General features: G+C 67.8%; 20 protein-coding genes and 1 pseudogene. 9 read left to right on the forward strand and 12 right to left on the reverse strand.

Annotated elements, in window-relative coordinates:
* Positions 1-91: 91 nt before the first annotated feature.
* Positions 92-904, reverse strand: a complete 813-nt coding sequence (locus ACWIHY_RS23820) for an SAM-dependent methyltransferase (RefSeq protein ID WP_454377688.1) — start codon at positions 902-904, stop codon at positions 92-94.
* A gap of 302 nt (positions 905-1206) precedes the next feature.
* On the opposite strand from ACWIHY_RS23820, the gene ACWIHY_RS23825 reads away from it, so the two are divergent.
* Positions 1207-1818, forward strand: a complete 612-nt coding sequence (locus ACWIHY_RS23825; protein WP_454377689.1) for an LOG family protein — start codon at positions 1207-1209, stop codon at positions 1816-1818.
* Between the two features lie 16 nt (positions 1819-1834).
* On the opposite strand, the gene ACWIHY_RS23830 is transcribed toward ACWIHY_RS23825, so the two are convergent.
* From ACWIHY_RS23830 to ACWIHY_RS23840, 3 genes are all read right to left on the reverse strand, one after another.
* Positions 1835-2152 (reverse strand): cytochrome P450, encoded by a 318-nt coding sequence (locus ACWIHY_RS23830; RefSeq protein WP_454377690.1) that lies wholly within the window; start codon positions 2150-2152, stop codon positions 1835-1837.
* 423 nt (positions 2153-2575) lie between these two features.
* Positions 2576-5716 (reverse strand): amino acid adenylation domain-containing protein, encoded by a 3141-nt coding sequence (locus ACWIHY_RS23835; protein ID WP_454377691.1) that lies wholly within the window; start codon positions 5714-5716, stop codon positions 2576-2578.
* A 120-nt stretch (positions 5717-5836) separates the two neighbouring features.
* Positions 5837-6280 carry a pyridoxamine 5'-phosphate oxidase family protein gene (locus ACWIHY_RS23840; protein ID WP_454377692.1) on the reverse strand — a complete coding sequence of 148 codons (444 nt, stop codon included), beginning with the start codon at positions 6278-6280 and terminating at the stop codon, positions 5837-5839.
* Between the two features lie 372 nt (positions 6281-6652).
* Here ACWIHY_RS23840 and ACWIHY_RS23845 point away from each other — a divergent pair, with 372 nt between their 5' ends.
* Positions 6653-7309 (forward strand): hypothetical protein, encoded by a 657-nt coding sequence (locus ACWIHY_RS23845; protein ID WP_454377693.1) that lies wholly within the window; start codon positions 6653-6655, stop codon positions 7307-7309.
* Between the two features lie 387 nt (positions 7310-7696).
* Here ACWIHY_RS23845 and ACWIHY_RS23850 read toward each other — a convergent pair whose 3' ends face one another.
* A complete protein-coding gene (locus ACWIHY_RS23850; RefSeq protein ID WP_454377694.1) occupies positions 7697-8749 on the reverse strand; it encodes a winged helix DNA-binding domain-containing protein in 1053 nt (350 codons plus the stop codon).
* A 51-nt stretch (positions 8750-8800) separates the two neighbouring features.
* On the opposite strand from ACWIHY_RS23850, the pseudogene ACWIHY_RS23855 reads away from it, so the two are divergent.
* The 4 genes and pseudogenes from ACWIHY_RS23855 to ACWIHY_RS23870 all read left to right on the forward strand — a co-directional run.
* Positions 8801-9055: pseudogene (locus ACWIHY_RS23855) on the forward strand (GNAT family N-acetyltransferase); the annotation flags it as partial.
* Between the two features lie 74 nt (positions 9056-9129).
* On the forward strand, positions 9130-9417 hold the full coding sequence (locus ACWIHY_RS23860; RefSeq protein ID WP_454377695.1) for a hypothetical protein: 288 nt from the start codon (positions 9130-9132) through the stop codon (positions 9415-9417).
* 17 nt (positions 9418-9434) lie between these two features.
* Positions 9435-9941 carry a hypothetical protein gene (locus ACWIHY_RS23865; RefSeq protein WP_454377696.1) on the forward strand — a complete coding sequence of 169 codons (507 nt, stop codon included), beginning with the start codon at positions 9435-9437 and terminating at the stop codon, positions 9939-9941.
* An 11-nt stretch (positions 9942-9952) separates the two neighbouring features.
* A complete protein-coding gene (locus tag ACWIHY_RS23870; RefSeq protein WP_454377697.1) occupies positions 9953-10384 on the forward strand; it encodes a VOC family protein in 432 nt (143 codons plus the stop codon).
* A gap of 234 nt (positions 10385-10618) precedes the next feature.
* Here ACWIHY_RS23870 and ACWIHY_RS23875 read toward each other — a convergent pair whose 3' ends face one another.
* The 3 genes from ACWIHY_RS23875 to ACWIHY_RS23885 are packed head-to-tail and all read right to left on the reverse strand — an operon-like array spanning position 10619 to position 12523.
* Positions 10619-11461, reverse strand: a complete 843-nt coding sequence (locus ACWIHY_RS23875) for a lysophospholipid acyltransferase family protein (RefSeq protein WP_454377698.1) — start codon at positions 11459-11461, stop codon at positions 10619-10621.
* Complete coding sequence (locus ACWIHY_RS23880; protein ID WP_454377699.1) at positions 11406-11852, reverse strand: hypothetical protein; 447 nt, start codon at positions 11850-11852, stop codon at positions 11406-11408. The genes ACWIHY_RS23875 and ACWIHY_RS23880 overlap by 56 nt, the downstream gene beginning before the upstream one ends.
* A gap of 2 nt (positions 11853-11854) precedes the next feature.
* Entirely contained in the window at positions 11855-12523 is a 669-nt protein-coding gene (locus tag ACWIHY_RS23885) for an iron-containing redox enzyme family protein (protein WP_454377700.1), read from the reverse strand.
* Positions 12524-12624: 101 nt separating this feature from the next.
* Between ACWIHY_RS23885 and ACWIHY_RS23890 the strand changes: the two genes are divergently transcribed.
* Complete coding sequence (locus ACWIHY_RS23890) at positions 12625-13230, forward strand: DedA family protein (protein ID WP_454377701.1); 606 nt, start codon at positions 12625-12627, stop codon at positions 13228-13230.
* On the opposite strand, the gene ACWIHY_RS23895 is transcribed toward ACWIHY_RS23890, so the two are convergent.
* Both ACWIHY_RS23895 and ACWIHY_RS23900 read right to left on the reverse strand, forming a co-directional pair.
* Positions 13227-14090: an alpha/beta fold hydrolase gene (locus ACWIHY_RS23895; RefSeq protein ID WP_454377702.1), complete on the reverse strand. Its 864-nt coding sequence runs from the start codon at positions 14088-14090 to the stop codon at positions 13227-13229. The genes ACWIHY_RS23890 and ACWIHY_RS23895 overlap by 4 nt on opposite strands.
* A 479-nt stretch (positions 14091-14569) precedes the next feature.
* Positions 14570-15523 (reverse strand): RICIN domain-containing protein, encoded by a 954-nt coding sequence (locus ACWIHY_RS23900; RefSeq protein WP_454377703.1) that lies wholly within the window; start codon positions 15521-15523, stop codon positions 14570-14572.
* 266 nt (positions 15524-15789) lie between these two features.
* Between ACWIHY_RS23900 and ACWIHY_RS23905 the strand changes: the two genes are divergently transcribed.
* Positions 15790-16170, forward strand: coding sequence for a hypothetical protein (locus ACWIHY_RS23905; protein WP_454377704.1), 381 nt, complete (start codon positions 15790-15792; stop codon positions 16168-16170).
* Between the two features lie 217 nt (positions 16171-16387).
* Positions 16388-16666, forward strand: a complete 279-nt coding sequence (locus ACWIHY_RS23910; protein ID WP_454377705.1) for a hypothetical protein — start codon at positions 16388-16390, stop codon at positions 16664-16666.
* A 113-nt stretch (positions 16667-16779) separates the two neighbouring features.
* Here ACWIHY_RS23910 and ACWIHY_RS23915 read toward each other — a convergent pair whose 3' ends face one another.
* Together ACWIHY_RS23915 and ACWIHY_RS23920 are read right to left on the reverse strand one after the other, a co-directional pair.
* On the reverse strand, positions 16780-17148 hold the full coding sequence (locus ACWIHY_RS23915) for an antibiotic biosynthesis monooxygenase family protein (protein ID WP_454377706.1): 369 nt from the start codon (positions 17146-17148) through the stop codon (positions 16780-16782).
* Between the two features lie 260 nt (positions 17149-17408).
* Positions 17409-17825: a VOC family protein gene (locus tag ACWIHY_RS23920; RefSeq protein WP_454377707.1), complete on the reverse strand. Its 417-nt coding sequence runs from the start codon at positions 17823-17825 to the stop codon at positions 17409-17411.
* Positions 17826-18110 lie beyond the last annotated feature (285 nt).

Genomic DNA, 18110 nt, shown 5'->3' on the forward strand with positions numbered 1-18110 from the left:
GACCAGGTATGAGAAGACCGCCACTTCCTACGAAGCAGCGGTCAGCCTGGCGTCGTTCCTGCTCTGGGCAAGATCACTTTGAAGACGGACCCTAGAGGAGCCGACCGACGCCGCCCCACTCGAGCCACTCGTCGGACGGCTGCACGGGCGCCAGATCGTTGTCCGGGCGCCAGGTGGAGACTTCCACCAGGCCGGGTTCGAGGATCTCCAGGCCGTGGAAGTACTCCGCGACCTCGCCTTCCTCACGTACCCGGCCCCAGTTGCCGCCGGTCGCCTCCGCCATGAAGTCGGTGACGAAAGTACGGATCTGCGGCCGGTCGCTCACCAGCTGGCAGACGACGAGGAAGCTCCCCGGTGCCAGCCGTGCAGCCACCCGCCGCACCAGGCCGGCCGGGTCGTCCGAGTCGGGGATGCAGTGCAGGACCGAAACGAAGAGCGCCGCGACCGGACGGCTGAAATCGATCAGTCGGGTCGTCTCCGGATGGCTGAAGATGCCTTCCGTGTCGCGCATGTCGGCCTGAATGACGGCCGTACGGTCGTTCTCCTCCAGCAGCGCTCGGCCGTGCGCCAGGACGATCGGATCGTTGTCGACGTACACCACCTTCGACGCGGGGTCGACGGCCTGGGCGACCTGGTGGACGTTGTCCTGGGTGGGCAGGCCGGATCCGTGGTCGATGAACTGCCGGATGCCGTGGTCGGCCGCCAACAGGCGCACCACACGCCGCAGGAAGCGCCGGTTGTTGACCGCCAGGACCTTGGTGCTGGGCACTTGCTCGAGCAGCTGCTCGCACGCCTCACGGTCCGACTGGTAGTTGTCCTCACCCCCCAGGAAATAGTCGTACATGCGTGCCACGCTCGGCACCTTCGTGTCGATGGCGTCAGGCCGCCACGACTCCTGTCGCATCCAGTCCTCACCTGTACCAAGAGGGAGCAGCTCGTAGGACGGACATGCTAGGACCGGGAAGGCATCGGGGGAGCCGATGTCCGTACTGACCGAAATGCATGGGTCGACTTTCGGCCGACTTGGCGGAGTCCAGGGGCTGCGGCGCCGATTCATTCGATCGAGAACGCGGGGAATTGTTTGCCGACGATCGCTGAATTCTCCAGGATCCAGCCCAATTGAGGAATTCACCTGCACAGGAAGTGCACATCTCGGATATCTTGAATTACGCTTCAGCGGCCGTAGAAACGAGACGGAGTCAGCACATGCCCTCTTCCTCGAAGAACGTGGACCGTGTCTGTGTGTTCTGCGGTACCCATGCCGGGACCGCGCCCCAATATGTCGAGCTGGCCCGGGAATTCGGCACCGCGCTCGCGGTGCGTGGCGTCGGTGTGGTCTACGGAGCCGGAGGCACGGGCATCATGGGTGCCCTCGCCGAGGCCGCCCTGGAGGCGGGGGCGCCCGTAACCGGAGTAATTCCCCGCCAGTTGTTCGAGCGAGAGCGCCCGGACCGGTCCCGGGCGGAAGTAATCGTCGTTCAGAGTATGCATGAACGGAAAGCGCTCATGTACCGCCTTTCCTCAGGATTCGCCGTGCTGCCGGGCGGGCTCGGCACGCTGGAGGAGCTATTGGAGGTAGCCACCTGGAATCAACTGGGCCTTCACAGAAAACCCCTTGTTCTGGTGAATCGCGGCGGCTTCTTCGACCCGCTCCTGATCATGCTGGACAACATGGTCAGCAGCGGGTTCCTCAAGCCGGCCGAACGCGCGATCATTCAGGCCGCGTCGGACGTGGACGACGCGCTGGTACGACTCGGTCGGACCGGGGACGGCCGGCCCCGTGCGCACGGTGGACGCCCGACGACCGCGGCCGGCTGACACGCGCCTCGCGGCGCTACCAGCGCACCGGAATGCGGGTGGGCATCAGTACGGCGTGGCGCTCCCTCCACTCGACGGGCTCTTGTGCCGCGCGTCGCAGGTGCGGCGCCGCATCGCGGTCGATGTCGAGACGCTCGGGCTCGGGGAAGACCGTCGGGTCGTGGTTGGCGGCATCGGTGGAGATCATCACCAACTGACCGGCTTCCACCTGAGCATGGCCGATATCGAGGTCTTCGGTGGCGACACGGGGGAGGGAATCACCGAGCAGCGGAGCCCATCGGTACACCTCCTCCACCAAGCGCGGAATCAGGCCGGGCCGCAGCCGCTGCGCCAATGCGGGATCGCGGGCGAGCGCCTAGGGACAGGCGGCGAGGAACCCGCCGGATTTCCCCGACCCGAGAAGGCCGGCATGTGGCCGATTTCCGCCATCTGGGCCTGCGAGGAGGACGGGGAGAAGCATGGTGCAGACGCCTCAGAACAGGGAAGGGCGAAGTCCTCGCCCCGCCGCGGTCGCCCCGCCGCGCCAAGGCGTCGATCAGCTCCTCGGCGATGTCGTGCACGCCGGCGAGTGAGACGTACCGCTGACGCGGACTCATTCCCTTGACCGCTTCGTCCCGCAGCCCGGTACCCCGGAGCATCGCCATGGTGCCCACGACAGCCAGGGGCGGGGCTCCGTTGTCCTGAACGGGTAGTGCGGAAGCGTCGAGGTCGGTTCGGTGGCCCTCATGGCGGACTCCTGACGAGAGGGGTACTGCCGTCACACGGCTCTGGCGGCGGATGCGGGGAGCACGGGGCCGTGGCTGGGCCGGGGGATGTAGCCGGAGGTGAAGAAGTACTCCAGGTAGCGGTCCAGGAGGTGGTCGTCGACCGGCGGGCAGTCCAGACCGCTGCCGGCCAGGGCGCGTTCGGTGTTGTCGCGGCCGAGCCTCGGGAAGGTGCCCTGCAGGTACATCTCCTTGACGGAGATGTCGGCCTTGTTGCTGCGGTCGACACACAGGGAGACGAACGGAGCGGTGGCGCTGGTGGGGTGGGTCCCGACGTGCCGCACGAGTTCACGCACCCAGGGTCCGTAGGGCAGCGCCCGCAGCTGGAAGCCGGCGGCCCGCATGCGGTCCAGTACGTCGTTGAGCAGCGCGGGGGCGGGGTTGGTCAGGTGATAGGTGCGGCCGGCCGCCTGATGCCGGGTGGCGATGTGGACGACGGCCTCGGCCAGGTGGTCGACGGGTACGAAGTCCATGGGGAGGGGGATGTCGGGGGCCAGGCCGGTCTCGGCGATGGTCTTGAAGAGTGAGCAGATCGCCGTCTCGGTGTTGCACGCGCCGCTGCGGCGGTCGCCGGTGACTTCGTAGGGGCGGTAGATCGAAACGGGGAGCCCCTCACGGCCCGCGTTGCGCAGGAGTTGCTCGGCGACCCACTTGGACTCCGCGTAGCCCATGGTCAGCCCCTCGGCGTGGTCCAGCGGTTCGTCCTCGCCGATCGCACGGACACCGGCCGTTCCGAAACCGGCCAGCACCGCCACGGTCGACAGGAAGTGCACCGGAACACGGCGCGGGGCGGCGAGGCTGATGATTGCGCGGGTGCCCTCCACGTTCGCGGCGCGCAGCGCCTCGTACGGGTAGAGGAAGTTCACGTGTGCGGCGCTGTGCAGCACCAGGTCGAGCCGGTCGCCGAGTTCCGCGGCGTGGGCGGATCCGAGACCGAGCCCGGGGGCGGTCAGGTCGTACGGGAAGCAGTGCACGCGGGCGGCGTCGGTGTCCGGGATGCTCAGACCGTAACGGTCGCACGCCGCGTGCACGCGGCGCCTGGCGTGCTCCGGCGACCGCGCCCGGACCGGGCAGTGGACCACCGCTTCGGTCACGCGCAGCAGCTCGGTCAGTAAGAACGCTCCGATGAAGCCACTGGCTCCCGTCAGCAGTACGTGACGCGGCCGGCCGGGGCAGGGAGCCGGCCCCGTGGCGGGAGGCAGGGCGAAGCCGAGCTCCGCCTCCCGGACGAAGTGACTCTCGGAGGTAGCCGTTGCCCCCGACGCGCCGTGCCGGACGCTCCGTACCGCGTGGGCGAAGGCGTCCAGCGTGGGAGCGGTGAGCAGAGCGCGGATGAGAGTACTGCTGTGTTCCGCGTCCAGGCCGAGCACGCCGACGGTACGGGTGACCGCTTCCGCCGCCAGCAAGGAATCGCCGCCGAGCTGGAAGAAACCGTCCCGCCCGGTGGGACATACCCGCAACACCGTGTGCCAGATTTCGGCGAGCACGCCCTCCAGCCCGCCGGTGGCCGGTGCGTCCGCTGCGGCCCTGTCGTCGGCCTGGCTCGGGGAGACGCCGTAGCTGCCCGGTGCGGTGCGGAGCAAGGCCTGCCGGTCGACCTTGCCTGCCGGGGTGACCGGCAGCCGGTCCCGAACGACCAGGCGGGGCACGGCCTGCGCGGGCAGCCACTGGGCGCAGTACTGCCGCAGCTCGTCCACCGAGGGGACGGTACCGGAACGCAGCGGTGTCACCCAGGCGACGAGGGACTCGGCCGCGGGGTCGAGTTCCACGACGGCTTCACCCACCCGGGGATGAGTGCGCAGGCGGGCTTCGACCTCGTCGGGTTCCACCCGGTGGCCGCGCAATTTCACCTGCCGGTCCAGCCGGCCCAGGTACTCCAGTGTGCCGTCGGGGTTCTGGCGTACGCGGTCACCGGTGCGGTAGACGCGCTCGCCGGAGGCGCACGGTGGTGCGACGAATCGCTGTGCTGTCAGCTCCGGGTCGCCGAGGTATCCGAGGGCGAGCCCGTCCCCTCCCACAGCCAGCTCCCCCTCCTGCCTCTCGCGTGCCGCGCTGCCGTCCGGGCGCAGCACGTAACAGGCCGACGCGCCGAAGGGGCGGCCGATGGGCACGCGCCCGCTGCCGCAGTCGGCCGTGCTCACCTGGTGGAAGGTGGACACCACGGAGTTCTCGGTGGGCCCGTAGAAGTTCACCACGGTGGTGCCGGGGCAACCGCGCAGGACCAGGCGCGCCAGGTCGGCGTCCATGGCCTCCCCTCCGGCGGAGACGAACCGCAGGCCGGCCAGGGCGTCCGGTCTCGAACGTGCCATGTGGTGAAAGACGCTGGTCGTCAGGAAGGCGACGGTCACTCCGCCCTCACGGATGCGCCGCTCCAGCCCTGTTGCGGACAACAGGTCCTCGCGGTCCAGCAGTTCGAGCCGGGCCCCGTTGAGGAGGGCGGCCCAGATCTCGATGGTGGAAGCGTCCGAGGACAGCGCGTACGCGTGCAGCACCACATCGTCCGGCCGGGGTGTGGTGAGCGGTGGCCCGGACAGGGCCAGCCGGACGACCCCGCGGTGCGGGATCATGACCGGCTTCGGCCGTCCGGTCGATCCGGACGTGAACATCACGTACGCGCAGCCGCCCGGGCCGACGCGTGTACGTGCCCGAGGGCGGGTATGTGTGCGCGCGTCCGGCGGCAGCGGTTGCGTACCGCCCGGTCCGAGGTCCACTCGCGCCTTGATGCCTCGTACCCGGCAGGTGCTGCCGGGCAGTACGACGACGGTACGTACCTCGGCGTCCTCGGCCATCGCACGCAGCCGCGCGGGTGGCAGTTCGTCGTCCAGCGGAACGTAGGCACCGCCCGCTTTGAGAACGCCGAGGAAAGCCACGATTGCCTCGAGCGAGCGGCTCCCGCAGACGCCCACGTTCGTACCCGCGCCCACACCGCCCTCCGCGAGCCTCGACGCCAACGCATCCGAACGGTCGAGCAGTTCGCGGTACGTCAGCTCCCGGCCGTGGTGCCGCGCGGCGACCGCTCGGGGGCTGTGGAGGGCCTGGTGGTCGAACAGCTCGTGCAGCAGGAAGTCGCGGGCCCGGGCGTAGGGGAGGGCGGTCACCGGCTCAGGCTCGGGGGGAGGTTCTGTCGTGGTCACCTGTCAGACACCTTTCTGGGGCGCGCGACGCGGGCAGACTGGATCACTTGATCAGAGGTGAGCAGGGGAGCGGACGATGACCGGCGCCCCGTCGGCGCGAGGCGGCGCCCGGACGGTGCGTCAGGCGAACTCTGCGGCGAAGGAGGAGAAGTCCGCCGCGCGCCAGAGCTGCGGACACATGCGGAATGTGACGTCGTCGGTCAACTGGGCCTCCGTGGAACGCAGATAGGCCGACGCGTCGCGCGGGGGCAGGTAGCGGTGGGCCATCGCCTCGCGCTCCACGGGATCGGCGGGGTCGGACACACCTACGACGGGCCCGGCCACACTGACAAAGCGGTAGGGAGGCCGCTCGTCCTGCACGCAGATACTGAAGCGGCCGGCCTCGCGGATCAGCCGGGCCTTGAGGGTGTCCCGCCCGGTCTGCACCACGACCTCGCCGCCCGGCTCGTACCGGTACCAGACAGGTACCAGCAAGGGTGGCGACGAGCCGGTACGCGTGTCCGTCACGCCCAGCACCCCGACATGGACTCCGGCCAAGAACGACTCACGCTGGTCAGCGGGCATAGCGGGCTGCACTCAAGTCCTCCGTAATATGCGGTGAGTTGGGGATCCGCGTCAGACGGAAGGCCCGACGCGGCCAGGCGTGCGCGGCTCCTTCCTACCCTTGCCGCGGAGGGCCACGACTGCGAGTTGACGCCGTCACTCCGGCGGGTGAAGGCCGTAACGGTTCTTCCACCTGAATGCCGGAGCGTACGGTTCCGCAGGGCGAGGGTGTGAAACCGGCGCATACGGGTTCGCCCGGTGGCAGCACCGTTCGTACGCCGTCACCTCGGCGAAGGATGAGTGAGCGCTTCCAGTAATCTGATGCACTCATCACCTGGGGGATGTGTGCGAACAAGATCGGTCGCTGTGACGGCGGCAGGAGCGTGCCTCGTGATGGGGGCCGCCGTGACCGGCTGCACGGAGGGCACCGGCGCGGAGGAGCTGTCCGCCGAGCGGATGCTCGCCAACGCGAACGACACGATGAACGCGCTCGACTCGGTGACCATCGACGGGGACACCACCGCGACGACGGGCGGTGGCCACACCAGCCGTCTGACGACCGACCTCAAGAGCAGGTGCGTGTCCAGGACGAGCTGGGCCGCAGGTGGCAGCCTCGAACAGATCCGGATCGGCGACACGGACTACGTCCGCCCGGATCGCGCGTACCTCAAGAAGTGGTCAGGCCGGGACCTGGCCGGCGACGCGAAGGGCCGGTCGCGCTGGATCAAGACCCCTTCCAGTGAGGCGAAGCCGGGGGAGGGGCTCGCCGAATGCACCCGGCCGTTCGCCCCCTTCGGTGTAGCGACGAAGGGCGACTCGGCCGAGGTCGACGGCCGCGCGGCGATGTCGCTGGTGGTGACCGACGAGACGGACAAGGGGAGCACGTACACCTTCTACGTCGCCACCGACGGCAAGCCGTACGTCCTCAAGGTCGTGTACGAGGGTGCCGAGTACCGCAGCACCACCTCGTTCAGCGCCTTCGACAAGCCATTGCACGTACGGCCCCCGGCCAAGGCCGACATCGTGGACGCGAGCACCACCGGCCGCTGAGCGTGCACACCAGTCATTCGACCGCGCTCGTTCGCCGGTCACTGAAGGCCCGGACACCGGCCGCTCGACGTACCGCGCCTGACCGCCCTCGCGCCACGGCGGTACGACGCACAACGGGCCACCCTGTTTATGCGTACGCGACCGATCGGCCCGGCGCCTCGCCGTCCACCTCGCTGTACGAGCGGCTGGCCAACGATCCCGCCTGGCGGGTGCACGCCGTGAGATCCGGGCACAACGTGATGCGAGACGCCCCGGACGAGCTGCTGAAGGTCGTCCTGGCCGCAGCCGACGGGGCGTGACGCGGTGCCGCGCCCGGGCCGGTCCCCCTTCGTCGAACCTGCAGAGGTCACGGGCACCCCGGCACCAGCCCGCCGGCGCCCGCCGCCGCTACCGCTCGCCGAGAAAGCGCAGGACGTCCGCCTCCTCGGCCGCGAGGTCCGCGCGTACCTGCGTCGGCAGCTCGTCGAAGGGTGTGACCGACACCGGTTGCCCGGCGCGCCGGCCCCAGGTCGCACAGGCCAGACCGTCCACGGTGACGGTGGCGCGCAGCTGTCCGCCGCCGGGGTGGACCAGCCGCTCGTAGTCGGGTGGTACGGACAGGGCGCGGGTCCGGTAGCCCAGCAGGTAGTTGTCGTACGCCGGCAACAGCCGCACGTCGCCCATCGCCTCGGCGGGTTCCTCTTCCGCAGCGGCCTCGTACGACACCGAGCCTGCCTCCGCCTCCCGCCAGGCCCGCCGCGCGACCGTCACCGACAGGCCGGACCAGGCGGCGAAATCCTCCGGGGTCGCCGGCCCGTGCGCGGCGCGGTAGCGGCGTACCAGCTCGACCGCCGCGTCCTCAGCGGCGACATCGAGCGTGCCCGCGCTCCCCAGCCACTCGTCGAGCAGCACGAAGGAAGGCTCCCCGCCGGCTGTCGGACCGTGGCAGATCAGGCCCAGCAGGGCGCACCGGCGCAGCAGATGAACCGGCACCTGCCCATCGGTGGCGAACCCGGCCCCCGTCAGTCGTCCGCTCAGCTCCGCCCGCGACAGGGGCCCGTCGCCCAGCGCGGACGTGATCACTTGCTCGCCCCGGCGCAGGTCCCGCTCCCCGAGCCCGAGCTCGCGGTACCGCCGCGCGCTCAGCCGCAGGAACACCGGCCCGAGAAGCGACGTCAGCCACCGCACATCGGCCGCCGGCACCAGATGAAGCGTGCCGCGCATGAACCAGTTCCGTACGACACTGCGCTCCACGTCCGTGGCCCGGACCACGTCCGCGACGGTCAGTCCGGACGAGCGCGCCCGGATCCCGAGCGCCGCGGCCGCCGCGTCCTGCGCCTGCAGGGCGAAGGCCCGCCCCAGCACTTCGGCCACGGACGGCCCGCGCCAGCCGCTCCCGACGCCCTGCGCGCGGGCACGGAGCAGCCGGGTCGCGGGCGATGCCGGTGGGGCAGTGGTCACCGGGCCAGCCTAGGCTGCACGCCACAGGAATCCGTACGTCGAGGGAGCAGGATGTCCGCGATACCGCTGGGAGACGACGGCGCCGAGCTGCGACCCCTGGAGCCGTGGAACGCCGAGGAGTTCCTGGCCCACATGGACCGCGGCCGCGAGCACATCGGCCGCTTCGTCGAGCTCCCCGATCACGTCACCGACCTGCCGTCCGCCACCGCGTTCCTGCAGAGGTACGCCGACAAGGCCGCCGCCGACTCCGGGCGGCTCTACGGCATCTGGGCCGACGGCAGCCTCGTCGGCGGCGTCATGTTCCGGGTTCCAAGGGAGCGGGTGGCGGACCGGACGGCGGCGACGCACAGGACTTCGCCGACCTGAAGTCCTTCCTCGTCATGTTCTGCGACGCTCTGGTCACCTGGCTGGTGAACCTGGCCGCCGCCCAGGCCGCCAATCTGATTCCGGTCGGCGGCCAGGTGGCATCGGCCGCCATGTTCGCCCTGGCGGCGGCCCAGGCCCTCCGCATCATGCAGATGTGGGCCGAGGCGTCGAAGGCCTTCGACACCATGGCGACGGCCTTGAGCGCCATCGCACTGACCATGTCCGCGGCGGTGAACGGCTTCTACGCGGCGAACGGATTCCCCGAGGTGAGCTCCACGGGCTACGACCACCGCGCTGTCTGAGGACGGAGAATTCACGCATGTCATTTCTGTACGGCGACAGCCTCGACGGCCTTGACCTGTTCCTCACCCGCGTGCGCAACCTGGTCGTCGGGTGGGCACCGGCCTGCCTGGCTCTCGTGTGGTTCCTGACCAAGGAGGAGGGCTGGCACCTGAGCTTCCTCGCCCTCTGCGTGGTGCCGCCCGTCGCGGCGTACCTGGGCATCCAGGCCAAGCGCGAGATCCGCACGGGCCCTGGCGTGGACGGCGAGCGCCCTGGCCGTCGCACCCGTCACGCTGGTCGGAGCGATCGAGCTCCTCTAGCCCGCAGTGCCCGTCACTTCCACGCTGCGGCGTCCGGAACCGGGCAGTGCGCCGGCTGCCCCCGGACCGTACGGGAAAAGTGCGGGCCGGAATGGCGTTTCGGCGTGCGCGGCCGCTCCTTCGTGGGCGACGGTGGACCCGTCCTGGTTTTCGCGTACGAGCCCAGTACGGTCTGCGGCTCCGCCAGGGGCGATCCGTCCGGCCGGACCGGCCGGCGTATCTGAGGAGGCTCTTCATGAACTGGACACTCGAAGTCGTCCCGGTGCCTGTGACCGACATGGACCGGGCGAAGAAGTTCTACGCCGAAAAGGTCGGCTTCAAGATCGACCTGGACGACGAGGTCGCCCCGGGGATGCGCATCATCCAGATGACCCCGCCCGGCTCGCGGTGTTCGATCGCGATGCTCCAGGGGATGCCTGCGGCGCCGGGCATGAAGGCGATGGCCCCGGGTGAACTGCAGGGCCTGCAGGTCTGTGTCACGGACATCGAGGCGGCCCGCGCGGAGCTGATGGACCGGGGCGTGGACGTCTCCCCGATCCGCCACGTCGGCGCGTCGGGCTGGGAGGACGGCAAGGGTGACACCTGGAACTCGTTCATGTCCTTCGAGGACCCGGACGGCAACGGCTGGGTGATCCAGGAGGCCCCGGCGGAGCTGTCGGAACGCTGACGGGGAAGGGGCCGGGAGCCCCGTCGCCCGGCCCCGGCGCCGCTCGCCGGTCCGCCGCCGCTCGCGCATCGCGGTCGTGCCGACCGGCAAGACACCCCGCGGCGGCCTGCAGCCTGCGCCGGCTCGACGCCGCCTCGCCCGGACGACTCCTGACACCTGGGAGCACCAGGACGCCTCCGTACGGCTTGTGTTGCCCGGCAGCCGCCGGCCACCACAGGCCGCCCTGGGCAGTCCTCAGAGAGTGAGCTCGAGCATCGCCGCCCTTGTTGCTGCGGCCAGCGACGACCTGTCGTGCCCATCCGGTGAGATCGGCGTACCGCACAGCAGCCGGACGTCGATCGTCTGCGCGTGAGCCAGACGGAACACATGACGGCCGAGACGCTGTCGGCGACCGGAGCAGCGGTCCCGATACCAGTAGAAGTCGCGCACATCCAGAGCACGACCTCCGATCGCATCCATGGACTGAACGGCGATCATCACCGGTAGGACGTCCGCGCCTGTTCGGACTGCGGCTTCAAAGACGCCGCGCTTGAACGGGCTCATGGGGTTTCCGTCAGAAGTGACTCCCTCCGGAAATGCGATGACAGATTTTCCTGCCGAAAGCCTGGCCGATATGTCGGCCACGGTGGCCATCGCAGCTCTCGGGCTCCCCTGTTCCGCCGGTACGATGTCGAATTTACGCCTCCACCTGCGAGCTGTCCTCGATCGATATATTTTTGCCGATGCGACGGGGGAGCCGGCGAAGTTCGCGAGCAGAATGGGAACATCCACGTAACTGATGTGATTACTGCAGATCAAGAGGCCTTCGCGCCGGAGCGAAGACTGATCACCACGAACACGCACGCGCAGTGACAGTGCTTCGCAGAGCGCTTGTGCCACTTCCTGGGCCATGTGCCCCCGGCAAACACACCGAGGGCAGTGGTCGCAACATGCGGGGACCGGACGTCCGCTCGCCCACACCAGACGGGCGAGCCTGATGGTCTTCAGTACGGCGTCGAACAAGGAGTTCCTCCGTCCAACGTCATTGTGTCGGCAACAGGAATGCGCCGACGCCTGTGAATGCCCTGTGCTGGACATCGATCCGGCCCCGGTAGTAGGTGCCGTTGTCGACCTCGCGCTTGGCGTCCACGTACAACTCGATGGCTATATCCGTTTCGTGGACCGGCTTGCGGCAACGTAACGATATCTCCCTCAGGAAGATCTCTGACTTCTTTTCCGGATATCCCTTGTCCGTGTGGGCGTAGACAATCGCCAGCTGGGCGAACGCCACGAAAGCCAGGGGTACGGTGAGGTGGAATTGTCCGTCGCCCGGCATGAACCCCTGCTGCACGTGGTAACGGCCCAGGGCCCAGCCACCTCCCACTTCGATGGATACCAGTTCTATGGAATCCTGCCGATAGCCGCCCGCGAGATAGTCCGAGCGGTATCGATCCAGCCCGGAGACTTCGCCGGCCACGCTTGTGCTCATGATCAGGCCCTCTTCTCTGTCCAGGGATTGGAAACGATGACGTCGTCATGCACGGCCTGACGGGCCACTCGCATGGTTGGGGCATCTGTCACGTACGCCTGCAGAATGCTCAGCGCCAGAGCGGAATGGCCCTCGTCTACTTCCAGATGGCCACTGAAGTAACTCAGTTGCGTGTCGTCGTATCCCAGTTGTTTCAGCGTGGCCAGGACTTCTTCGCCGACAATACCGATCACAGCTTCCCATGCGTACGAGACAGCGAGCTCCCGCACGACGGCGTCGCGGGACGGTTTTTCTGTGAGCAGGTACGAATACCTCGGCCAGTATGCCTCGTACTCCGCCTCCAGTTCCGCATCCGTAAGGCCGATGGAAGTGCAGAAGGTCTTGAACCATTGTGCGTGATTCCGGCCCGGCTTGAAACCTCCCTGCTCCTCCTCATAGATTTGCCAGAAGTACTTCTTCGCCGCGTAGGCGTCATGGGGACACAAGCGCATTCGAGCCGGGAGCTTCAGATCCAGGAAGGTGCGAATTTCCGCGTAGAACCGCCTGGCCAGCCCTTTGAGGTCTTCCGCATCGACCTCCCCTTTGCTGACCGCCTTCAAGGCCGGCACGGTGCGGATGCACTCCTGCGTGTACTTTTCGAAGACTTTCCAGTCCTCCTGCGAAAGCGTCATTTGCTCTTTCCTTTCCATGTCGGAGGTGCCATGTCGGAGGTGGCGGGCGAAAGTGGACGACTGCCTTGCGGGTTCGTGGGCCCGTGTGCCAAGATGCGGAAATGGCAGCACCCGAAGGAATCGAACTGTTATCAGGTGTCAGTTATGGCAGCATTTTCCTCCTGTTGCTTCTGGAAAGTACGGTGATCCTCGGTCTTTTTGCACCCGGGGTCTTCGCTGTCATCGGCGGAGCGTATCTGGCCGGAGTCGGTGCCCTCAGTCCGGTCGGCGTATTCCTTACCGCGTATACGGCCGTCGTAGTGGGGGACAATATGGGATTTCTCCTGGGGAGGTCCGCCCGGCGCAGCCGGCGGGTCGCTCGCCTCATCCAACGCCTCGAAGACCGTATGGGCGAGCGTAAATTCGATCGGCCTGTTGCTCTTCTCTTCTTTCAGTTCCCCGTCGTGACCAGAGCCCCCGTCCCCATCCTCCTCGGCGCCGCCCGTATGCATCTGGGCAAGTGGCTGTCCATCGACGCGGTAGCCACGCTGCTGTTCATCTCCACCCTTTTCGCCATCGGCTTCACCATCGGTCGAACCACAGGCAATCCCGATTCGGCCTCGCGCGCCGCCGAGATCCTGCAACTGACGTTTCTCGGCTTGCTTCTGGCGTGGGGGATCTATGGGTGGGTCAGGTTTGCCCGGGCCAGGCGACGCAAGGTTCCCTAGGGGCTCGACTCGAGCCACGAGACGACGGCCATGGCACATCGCTTGCTGTGAGCTCCGGTGAAGGTCTTCTGATCCATCAGGACGGCGGCCGGCAGCCGGGACGCGATCTGCTGTATGGCCCCGTACGGGTGGAATCTGTCGTCGGCGGCCCCGACCACCAACGTGGGGACATCGATTGCTTCCAGCTTCTCCGGGTTGAGGTGGTACGCGCGCCATGCGACAGCAGAGTCGCGCATCTTTGCCATGTCGACCATGCGCAGGGCCTCGAACAGGCCCTCCTGCTGGGCCTTCTCGACATTGCTGAGGCGGAAATTGCGCATAAAGCTGGTCGCGACCGGTGCGACGAGCTTTAAGCAGGGCCGGGGGAGGAAGCGCAGCAAAGTCATGGACCGAGGAATCGGTATGTCGGCGTGAGGCAGAATCAGCACAAGCCATTGGGGCTTCTTCTGCAGGCCGTCCCAAGCCTCAAGTACGGCATTGGCTCCGGTCGATGCGGCTACCAAGCCGTAGTGGCCTCCGCTGAACGTGTGATTGGCGTAGTCGGCGATGTCCCGACTGACGGCGCTCACAGCCATGGAGGCCCGTCGGGACAGTTGTGAGGACGATTTCTCGCGCGTTTCGAGGTAGTGGACCTGCGCGGAGGCGCTCAGAAACGGCACGAACCGACGCCATGTATGCGGCGTTGAGCCCCACCCCGACACGAAGAGAACCGGCGCGTTCGAAGGCCGGCTGTCGAGTAGGGAGATCCTCGTGGCTCTGAGGCGTCCGTCGGGCAGCTCATGCGTACGTTCGTCGACCGTGAGCCCCGCCGGGTACGCCTCGAAGCCGCGCGCGCTGTAGCGTCCGTCTGTCGGTTCCATCGCTGTGCTCCCCCTCCTGCGGCTGTTCCTGCCCGCCGCGGCCGGCACGCTGGTATCGGTGCGGCTGCTTCGCTCGACCTGGCGGCATCGGGTACCGCGAGTTGCCCCGCGAGGCGCCCCGCCCTCCAGTAGCGAGCCACCTGTGCCGCGTGCACGGAACGAGCGGTCCTGCTGCCCCACCGATGTGGCCGGCCCCTCCCGCGCACCGCGCCACATGCCCAGCGTTGCAGCGGCTCCCCAGCCGCTGCTGTGAGGCGCCACGGTACGGGGGGAATCCGCTGATGCAGCCTCCCTTTCACGGAGAAAATGGGGGTCGCCCGAGGCACATGAAGGCGCAGCGGCGCTTACTCGGCCCTGGTAGCCGGAACGTGCGCCCTCCCGAAAGCGCACCCATCACCATAATCCAGACGCCAGGTCACCTTTTGGGAGGCGCGATTGGCGGGCGCGCTCGAACGGCGGAGGCAGGAGCGGGGCGGTGCTCAGGCTGCGGACTCGATCACGAACTCCTGGTCGGAGCGTCCGGTGCAGGGTTCCTCCACTGCTTCCGCTCCCGCCTCCGCGTCGTCGTCGCGGATTCCGATGCACTGGGCACTGTGACCGGGCCGGAGCCGGTAGCGGCCCTTGGCCGGATCGCCGACCCGTTCGAACCTGAACCGCTGGAAGTCCCTGCTCTCACTGCAGTCCGTCCATGGTTCGAGCAACCCCTTGGCAGGTCCGCTGCGCCGGACAGTGAGACACCCCAAGCCGTGCTGGGGATGATGCCACTGGATCGAATAGGCGGTTTCAGCTCCTGTGACCTGCTTCAGGTAGGTGTGCGGGGGCCGTGCTTCGCCACACGGACGCTGAGCGGCCACGGCGTGTACGTAGCTCCCGGTCCGGTCGCGGCCCTCCGTGAGGCACAGGTGCGGAGTCCGTGCCGGACGTATCTCCACCCAGCCGCCCAGCTGGGCGGCTGGCCTGCCGCGGGGTGCCGCCGAGACGCCACTGCCCTGGGGTTCGCGGGGTGTTGGCCTGTCGTCTCCCGCGTTGACGAGCCACAGCCCAATGGACGTGACCGTCACCAACACAACCACGGTGGCGCCCATGACGACTATCCGTGCCCGTCGGGAAGCCACCGGTTTGGATATCGGCACGTCCCTCAGGGCGGACTGCGCCGCCTCTTCAATCTGATTCCTTGCTGACAACCACTTCGTGACCTCATTCTCCGCGCCACAGGCGCGCACGAAAGCCGTCAGTAATTCAGGGCTCGGCAGTTTTCTTCCGGCGAGTGTGTCCGCGAGGGTGCTGCGGGCCAGGACCGCCCCGTCGTCCGAGGCACGCTGTTCGAGCTGGCGGTAGGTCAACCCGGCCGACGTCTTGAGCTCCTGCATCATCGCGACGAACGCCACAGCGTCCTCGGCCCGCCCGGGATCCAAGCGCCCACTGCTTCCCATGCCGCACATACTCTGCACCGCCCCGCGCGTTCGGCAACGGTGGATCACGCCAAACACCCGCTTGTACGACAGAGCCTGTCCGGCCACGGCTCTGACCAGCCCGGACAACCGCCCACTGTCCCGGACAGGTCAGGCCCCTTGCCGGACGGAAATGAGATCAAGAGCCTGTGGGAGCGGTTGACCGAGCCAGCCGACTGCCGGCACAAGGCCGTCGGCGCGGCCGGACGGCGCCATTGGCTCCACTCCCATCGACAACGAGGTTTCGCATGATGAAGTTTCCTGGCACCAAGCCGCTTCTGGGCGGCGCTCTGACCGCTCTCGCCCTGGTCGGCGTAACGGCCGGCCCCGCGATGGCATATCCAAACCAGAACTGGGCCCAGACCCCTCGAAATGAGGCGGGCGTTCAGTTCGCTGCCCACGGAGATATCTTCAAGCTCTGGGACAACGTCACCACAGACCGCAAGTACGTGTACGTTCGGTACAACTACAAGAGCATCAATGACTCCTGGGTCGCTCGCAGCGCGCCCGCGGATTATGGCGGCGGATACACGGTCAACGATGAACTCGTCGAAGGCCGCGTGATCTACATGCAGGTGTGCGTCCAGGGCGGATCTCCTTGTTCGGAGATCGTGGAGACCGCTACCTGAGACCCGTACGAACCTCCGGTGACCGCTGGACTGCCACTCGGCGGCCGCGCGCCGGTGAGACTCCTGCGTAGTGCGCCGCAGAGCGTCGCTGCGCGGGCGGGCCGTGAGGGCCCAGGGGGGAGGGCCCTCACAGCGCGGGCGCGTACGGCTGTCCCTTTCGGGCACACGAAACGGCAAGCCGGGCCGCCGCGTGCGGTCCCGACCGTCCGGAGGTGGCATGAAGCAGCACGACAACTCCCCGTCCGCGCTGGAGCCGGGGACCGTACAGCGGGAGCAACTGCGCTCACGACTCGTCGACATCGCTGGTACCGCACTGGCCGTGGTGCTGGCCTTGTGGACTGCCTGGTCCGTGCTCGGAGTCATCCGCGGCGGTGCGAATGCCTGGATCCACTGCGGGGTCGCGACGGCGCTGCTGGCGGCCGTTCTTTTTCTGCGCCGGTCGGCGGCCCGGCGAAGTAGCGGGCAGCCGGAGGGGCCCGGCCTCGGCATTTTCTGAGTGAGCCGACACCCTCGTGATCCGGAGGCCGGGTCGCCGGACATCAGCCGGTGCTCGCCGAGCCTGTGCCGGCCATGCCACGGGGCGGTCGGCGCGGCCGGTAATGCGCGCGACTACTTTGCTTCCGCCGTTACGGCGGAAAACTCGACGGCGACGTCGTACAGACCAGGGCTCGAGATGACCGGCGTCTGAGGGTTGTCACGCGCGGCTTCGGTGCGCTGCCGGAACTCGGTGTCGGCGGTGGCGGCTTCCCATGCCTCCTGGCTCTCCCAGTGGGCCACGTTGACGAGCTGGAAGCGGCTCTCCGACGAGCGAGCCCTGTGCAGCCGGGTGTCCAGAAACCCGGGCTTGGTACTCATGAGTGCGGCGCGTTGCTGCCACTGGGCGACGAACTCGTCGAGCTGTTCGGCGGCTACCTCGAAGATGTTGATGAACGTGACGGACGAGCCCGGCTCTTGCACCGGCTGGCTGTCTATGGTCATGAGGGAACTCTATAGGCGGCCTCGAACTGTCCTTTGGGGGAAGGCACTTGGCCAGTCTGGGTGCGTGAAACCACGGCGACGACCTTGCCCCGGTAGTCGGACGGCCGGGTCGGTTCGCCGTCCAGTATCCCAACCCCGTTGCTGCAGGCCGCAGTCGGTCCGCCGACGGCGCAGGGTGCTACTCCCGTGTGGGGCGCGGCCGGCCGAGTCGGCCGCGACACACGGAGGGCCTGGGCGCCTTGGATCGGGGCGCTGCTCGTTCAGGCCTTGTGTTGGTTGATGTTGACGAGCCACGTGATACCGAAGCGGTCCGTGCACATCCCGAAGATGTCGCCCCACATCTGCTTCTCCAACGGGACCGAGACCGTGCCGTCGCCGGAGAGCCTCTCCCAGTAGCCGCGCAGTTCGTCGGCGTCTTCCCCGCTCACGCTCACCGCGATGTTGTTCCCGGGCTTGTGCTCCATCCCTGGCGGGACGTCGGCACACATGAGCGTGAAACCGTTGTCGGTCTCGAGCATGCTGTGCATGATCTTGTCGGCGGCGTCACCGGCCTCCTTCTGGCCGAATTCACCGTATGTGTTCACCGAAAGGCTGCCGCCGAAGATGCCCTTGTAGAACTCCATGGCCTGCCGGGCGTCGCCGTCGAAGCTGATGTACGGGTTGAGTCGTGAAGGCATGAATTCTTCCTTTCCTGATGAGATGTCAGTTCTGGAAGATTAGGCGATGAGCTGCCGACGGTCGGGGCGACGCCCCGAATCGTCCGACGCCGACCTTGTGCCATGGCGGGGCGAGGGGGTCGGCCCGGGCCGGGGGCGGCGTGCTCAACCTGCGCGATGCTGCGCAGGGGCTTGTGGCATCACATTCGGCTGTGCGGCGGGTTGATGCACCCAGTCAGCCGAGTGGCTCAGAGACGTTCCATCCCAGAGGCAGAGCTTCGTCGCGGCAGACGCAGACGAAGTCGT

The sequence above is a fragment of the Streptomyces sp. NPDC055287 genome (genome assembly GCF_053646035.1).

What these genes read in the sequence shown, in the direction of transcription:
- ACWIHY_RS23905 (WP_454377704.1), top strand. Translation starts at nt 15,790, where the DNA reads ATGATGAAGTTTCCTGGCACCAAGCCGCTTCTGGGCGGCGCTCTGACC.
- ACWIHY_RS23845 (WP_454377693.1), top strand. Translation starts at nt 6,653, where the DNA reads ATGGGGGCCGCCGTGACCGGCTGCACGGAGGGCACCGGCGCGGAGGAG.
- ACWIHY_RS23900 (WP_454377703.1), bottom strand. Translation starts at nt 15,523, where the DNA reads ATGGGAAGCAGTGGGCGCTTGGATCCCGGGCGGGCCGAGGACGCTGTG.
- ACWIHY_RS23840 (WP_454377692.1), bottom strand. Translation starts at nt 6,280, where the DNA reads ATGCCCGCTGACCAGCGTGAGTCGTTCTTGGCCGGAGTCCATGTCGGG.
- ACWIHY_RS23825 (WP_454377689.1), top strand. Translation starts at nt 1,207, where the DNA reads ATGCCCTCTTCCTCGAAGAACGTGGACCGTGTCTGTGTGTTCTGCGGT.
- ACWIHY_RS23920 (WP_454377707.1), bottom strand. Translation starts at nt 17,825, where the DNA reads ATGCCTTCACGACTCAACCCGTACATCAGCTTCGACGGCGACGCCCGG.
- ACWIHY_RS23910 (WP_454377705.1), top strand. Translation starts at nt 16,388, where the DNA reads ATGAAGCAGCACGACAACTCCCCGTCCGCGCTGGAGCCGGGGACCGTA.
- ACWIHY_RS23885 (WP_454377700.1), bottom strand. Translation starts at nt 12,523, where the DNA reads ATGACGCTTTCGCAGGAGGACTGGAAAGTCTTCGAAAAGTACACGCAG.
- ACWIHY_RS23915 (WP_454377706.1), bottom strand. Translation starts at nt 17,148, where the DNA reads ATGACCATAGACAGCCAGCCGGTGCAAGAGCCGGGCTCGTCCGTCACG.
- ACWIHY_RS23865 (WP_454377696.1), top strand. Translation starts at nt 9,435, where the DNA reads ATGTCATTTCTGTACGGCGACAGCCTCGACGGCCTTGACCTGTTCCTC.
- ACWIHY_RS23890 (WP_454377701.1), top strand. Translation starts at nt 12,625, where the DNA reads ATGGCAGCACCCGAAGGAATCGAACTGTTATCAGGTGTCAGTTATGGC.
- ACWIHY_RS23895 (WP_454377702.1), bottom strand. Translation starts at nt 14,090, where the DNA reads ATGGAACCGACAGACGGACGCTACAGCGCGCGCGGCTTCGAGGCGTAC.
- ACWIHY_RS23870 (WP_454377697.1), top strand. Translation starts at nt 9,953, where the DNA reads ATGAACTGGACACTCGAAGTCGTCCCGGTGCCTGTGACCGACATGGAC.
- ACWIHY_RS23820 (WP_454377688.1), bottom strand. Translation starts at nt 904, where the DNA reads ATGCGACAGGAGTCGTGGCGGCCTGACGCCATCGACACGAAGGTGCCG.
- ACWIHY_RS23880 (WP_454377699.1), bottom strand. Translation starts at nt 11,852, where the DNA reads ATGAGCACAAGCGTGGCCGGCGAAGTCTCCGGGCTGGATCGATACCGC.
- ACWIHY_RS23860 (WP_454377695.1), top strand. Translation starts at nt 9,130, where the DNA reads ATGTTCTGCGACGCTCTGGTCACCTGGCTGGTGAACCTGGCCGCCGCC.
- ACWIHY_RS23875 (WP_454377698.1), bottom strand. Translation starts at nt 11,461, where the DNA reads ATGTCCAGCACAGGGCATTCACAGGCGTCGGCGCATTCCTGTTGCCGA.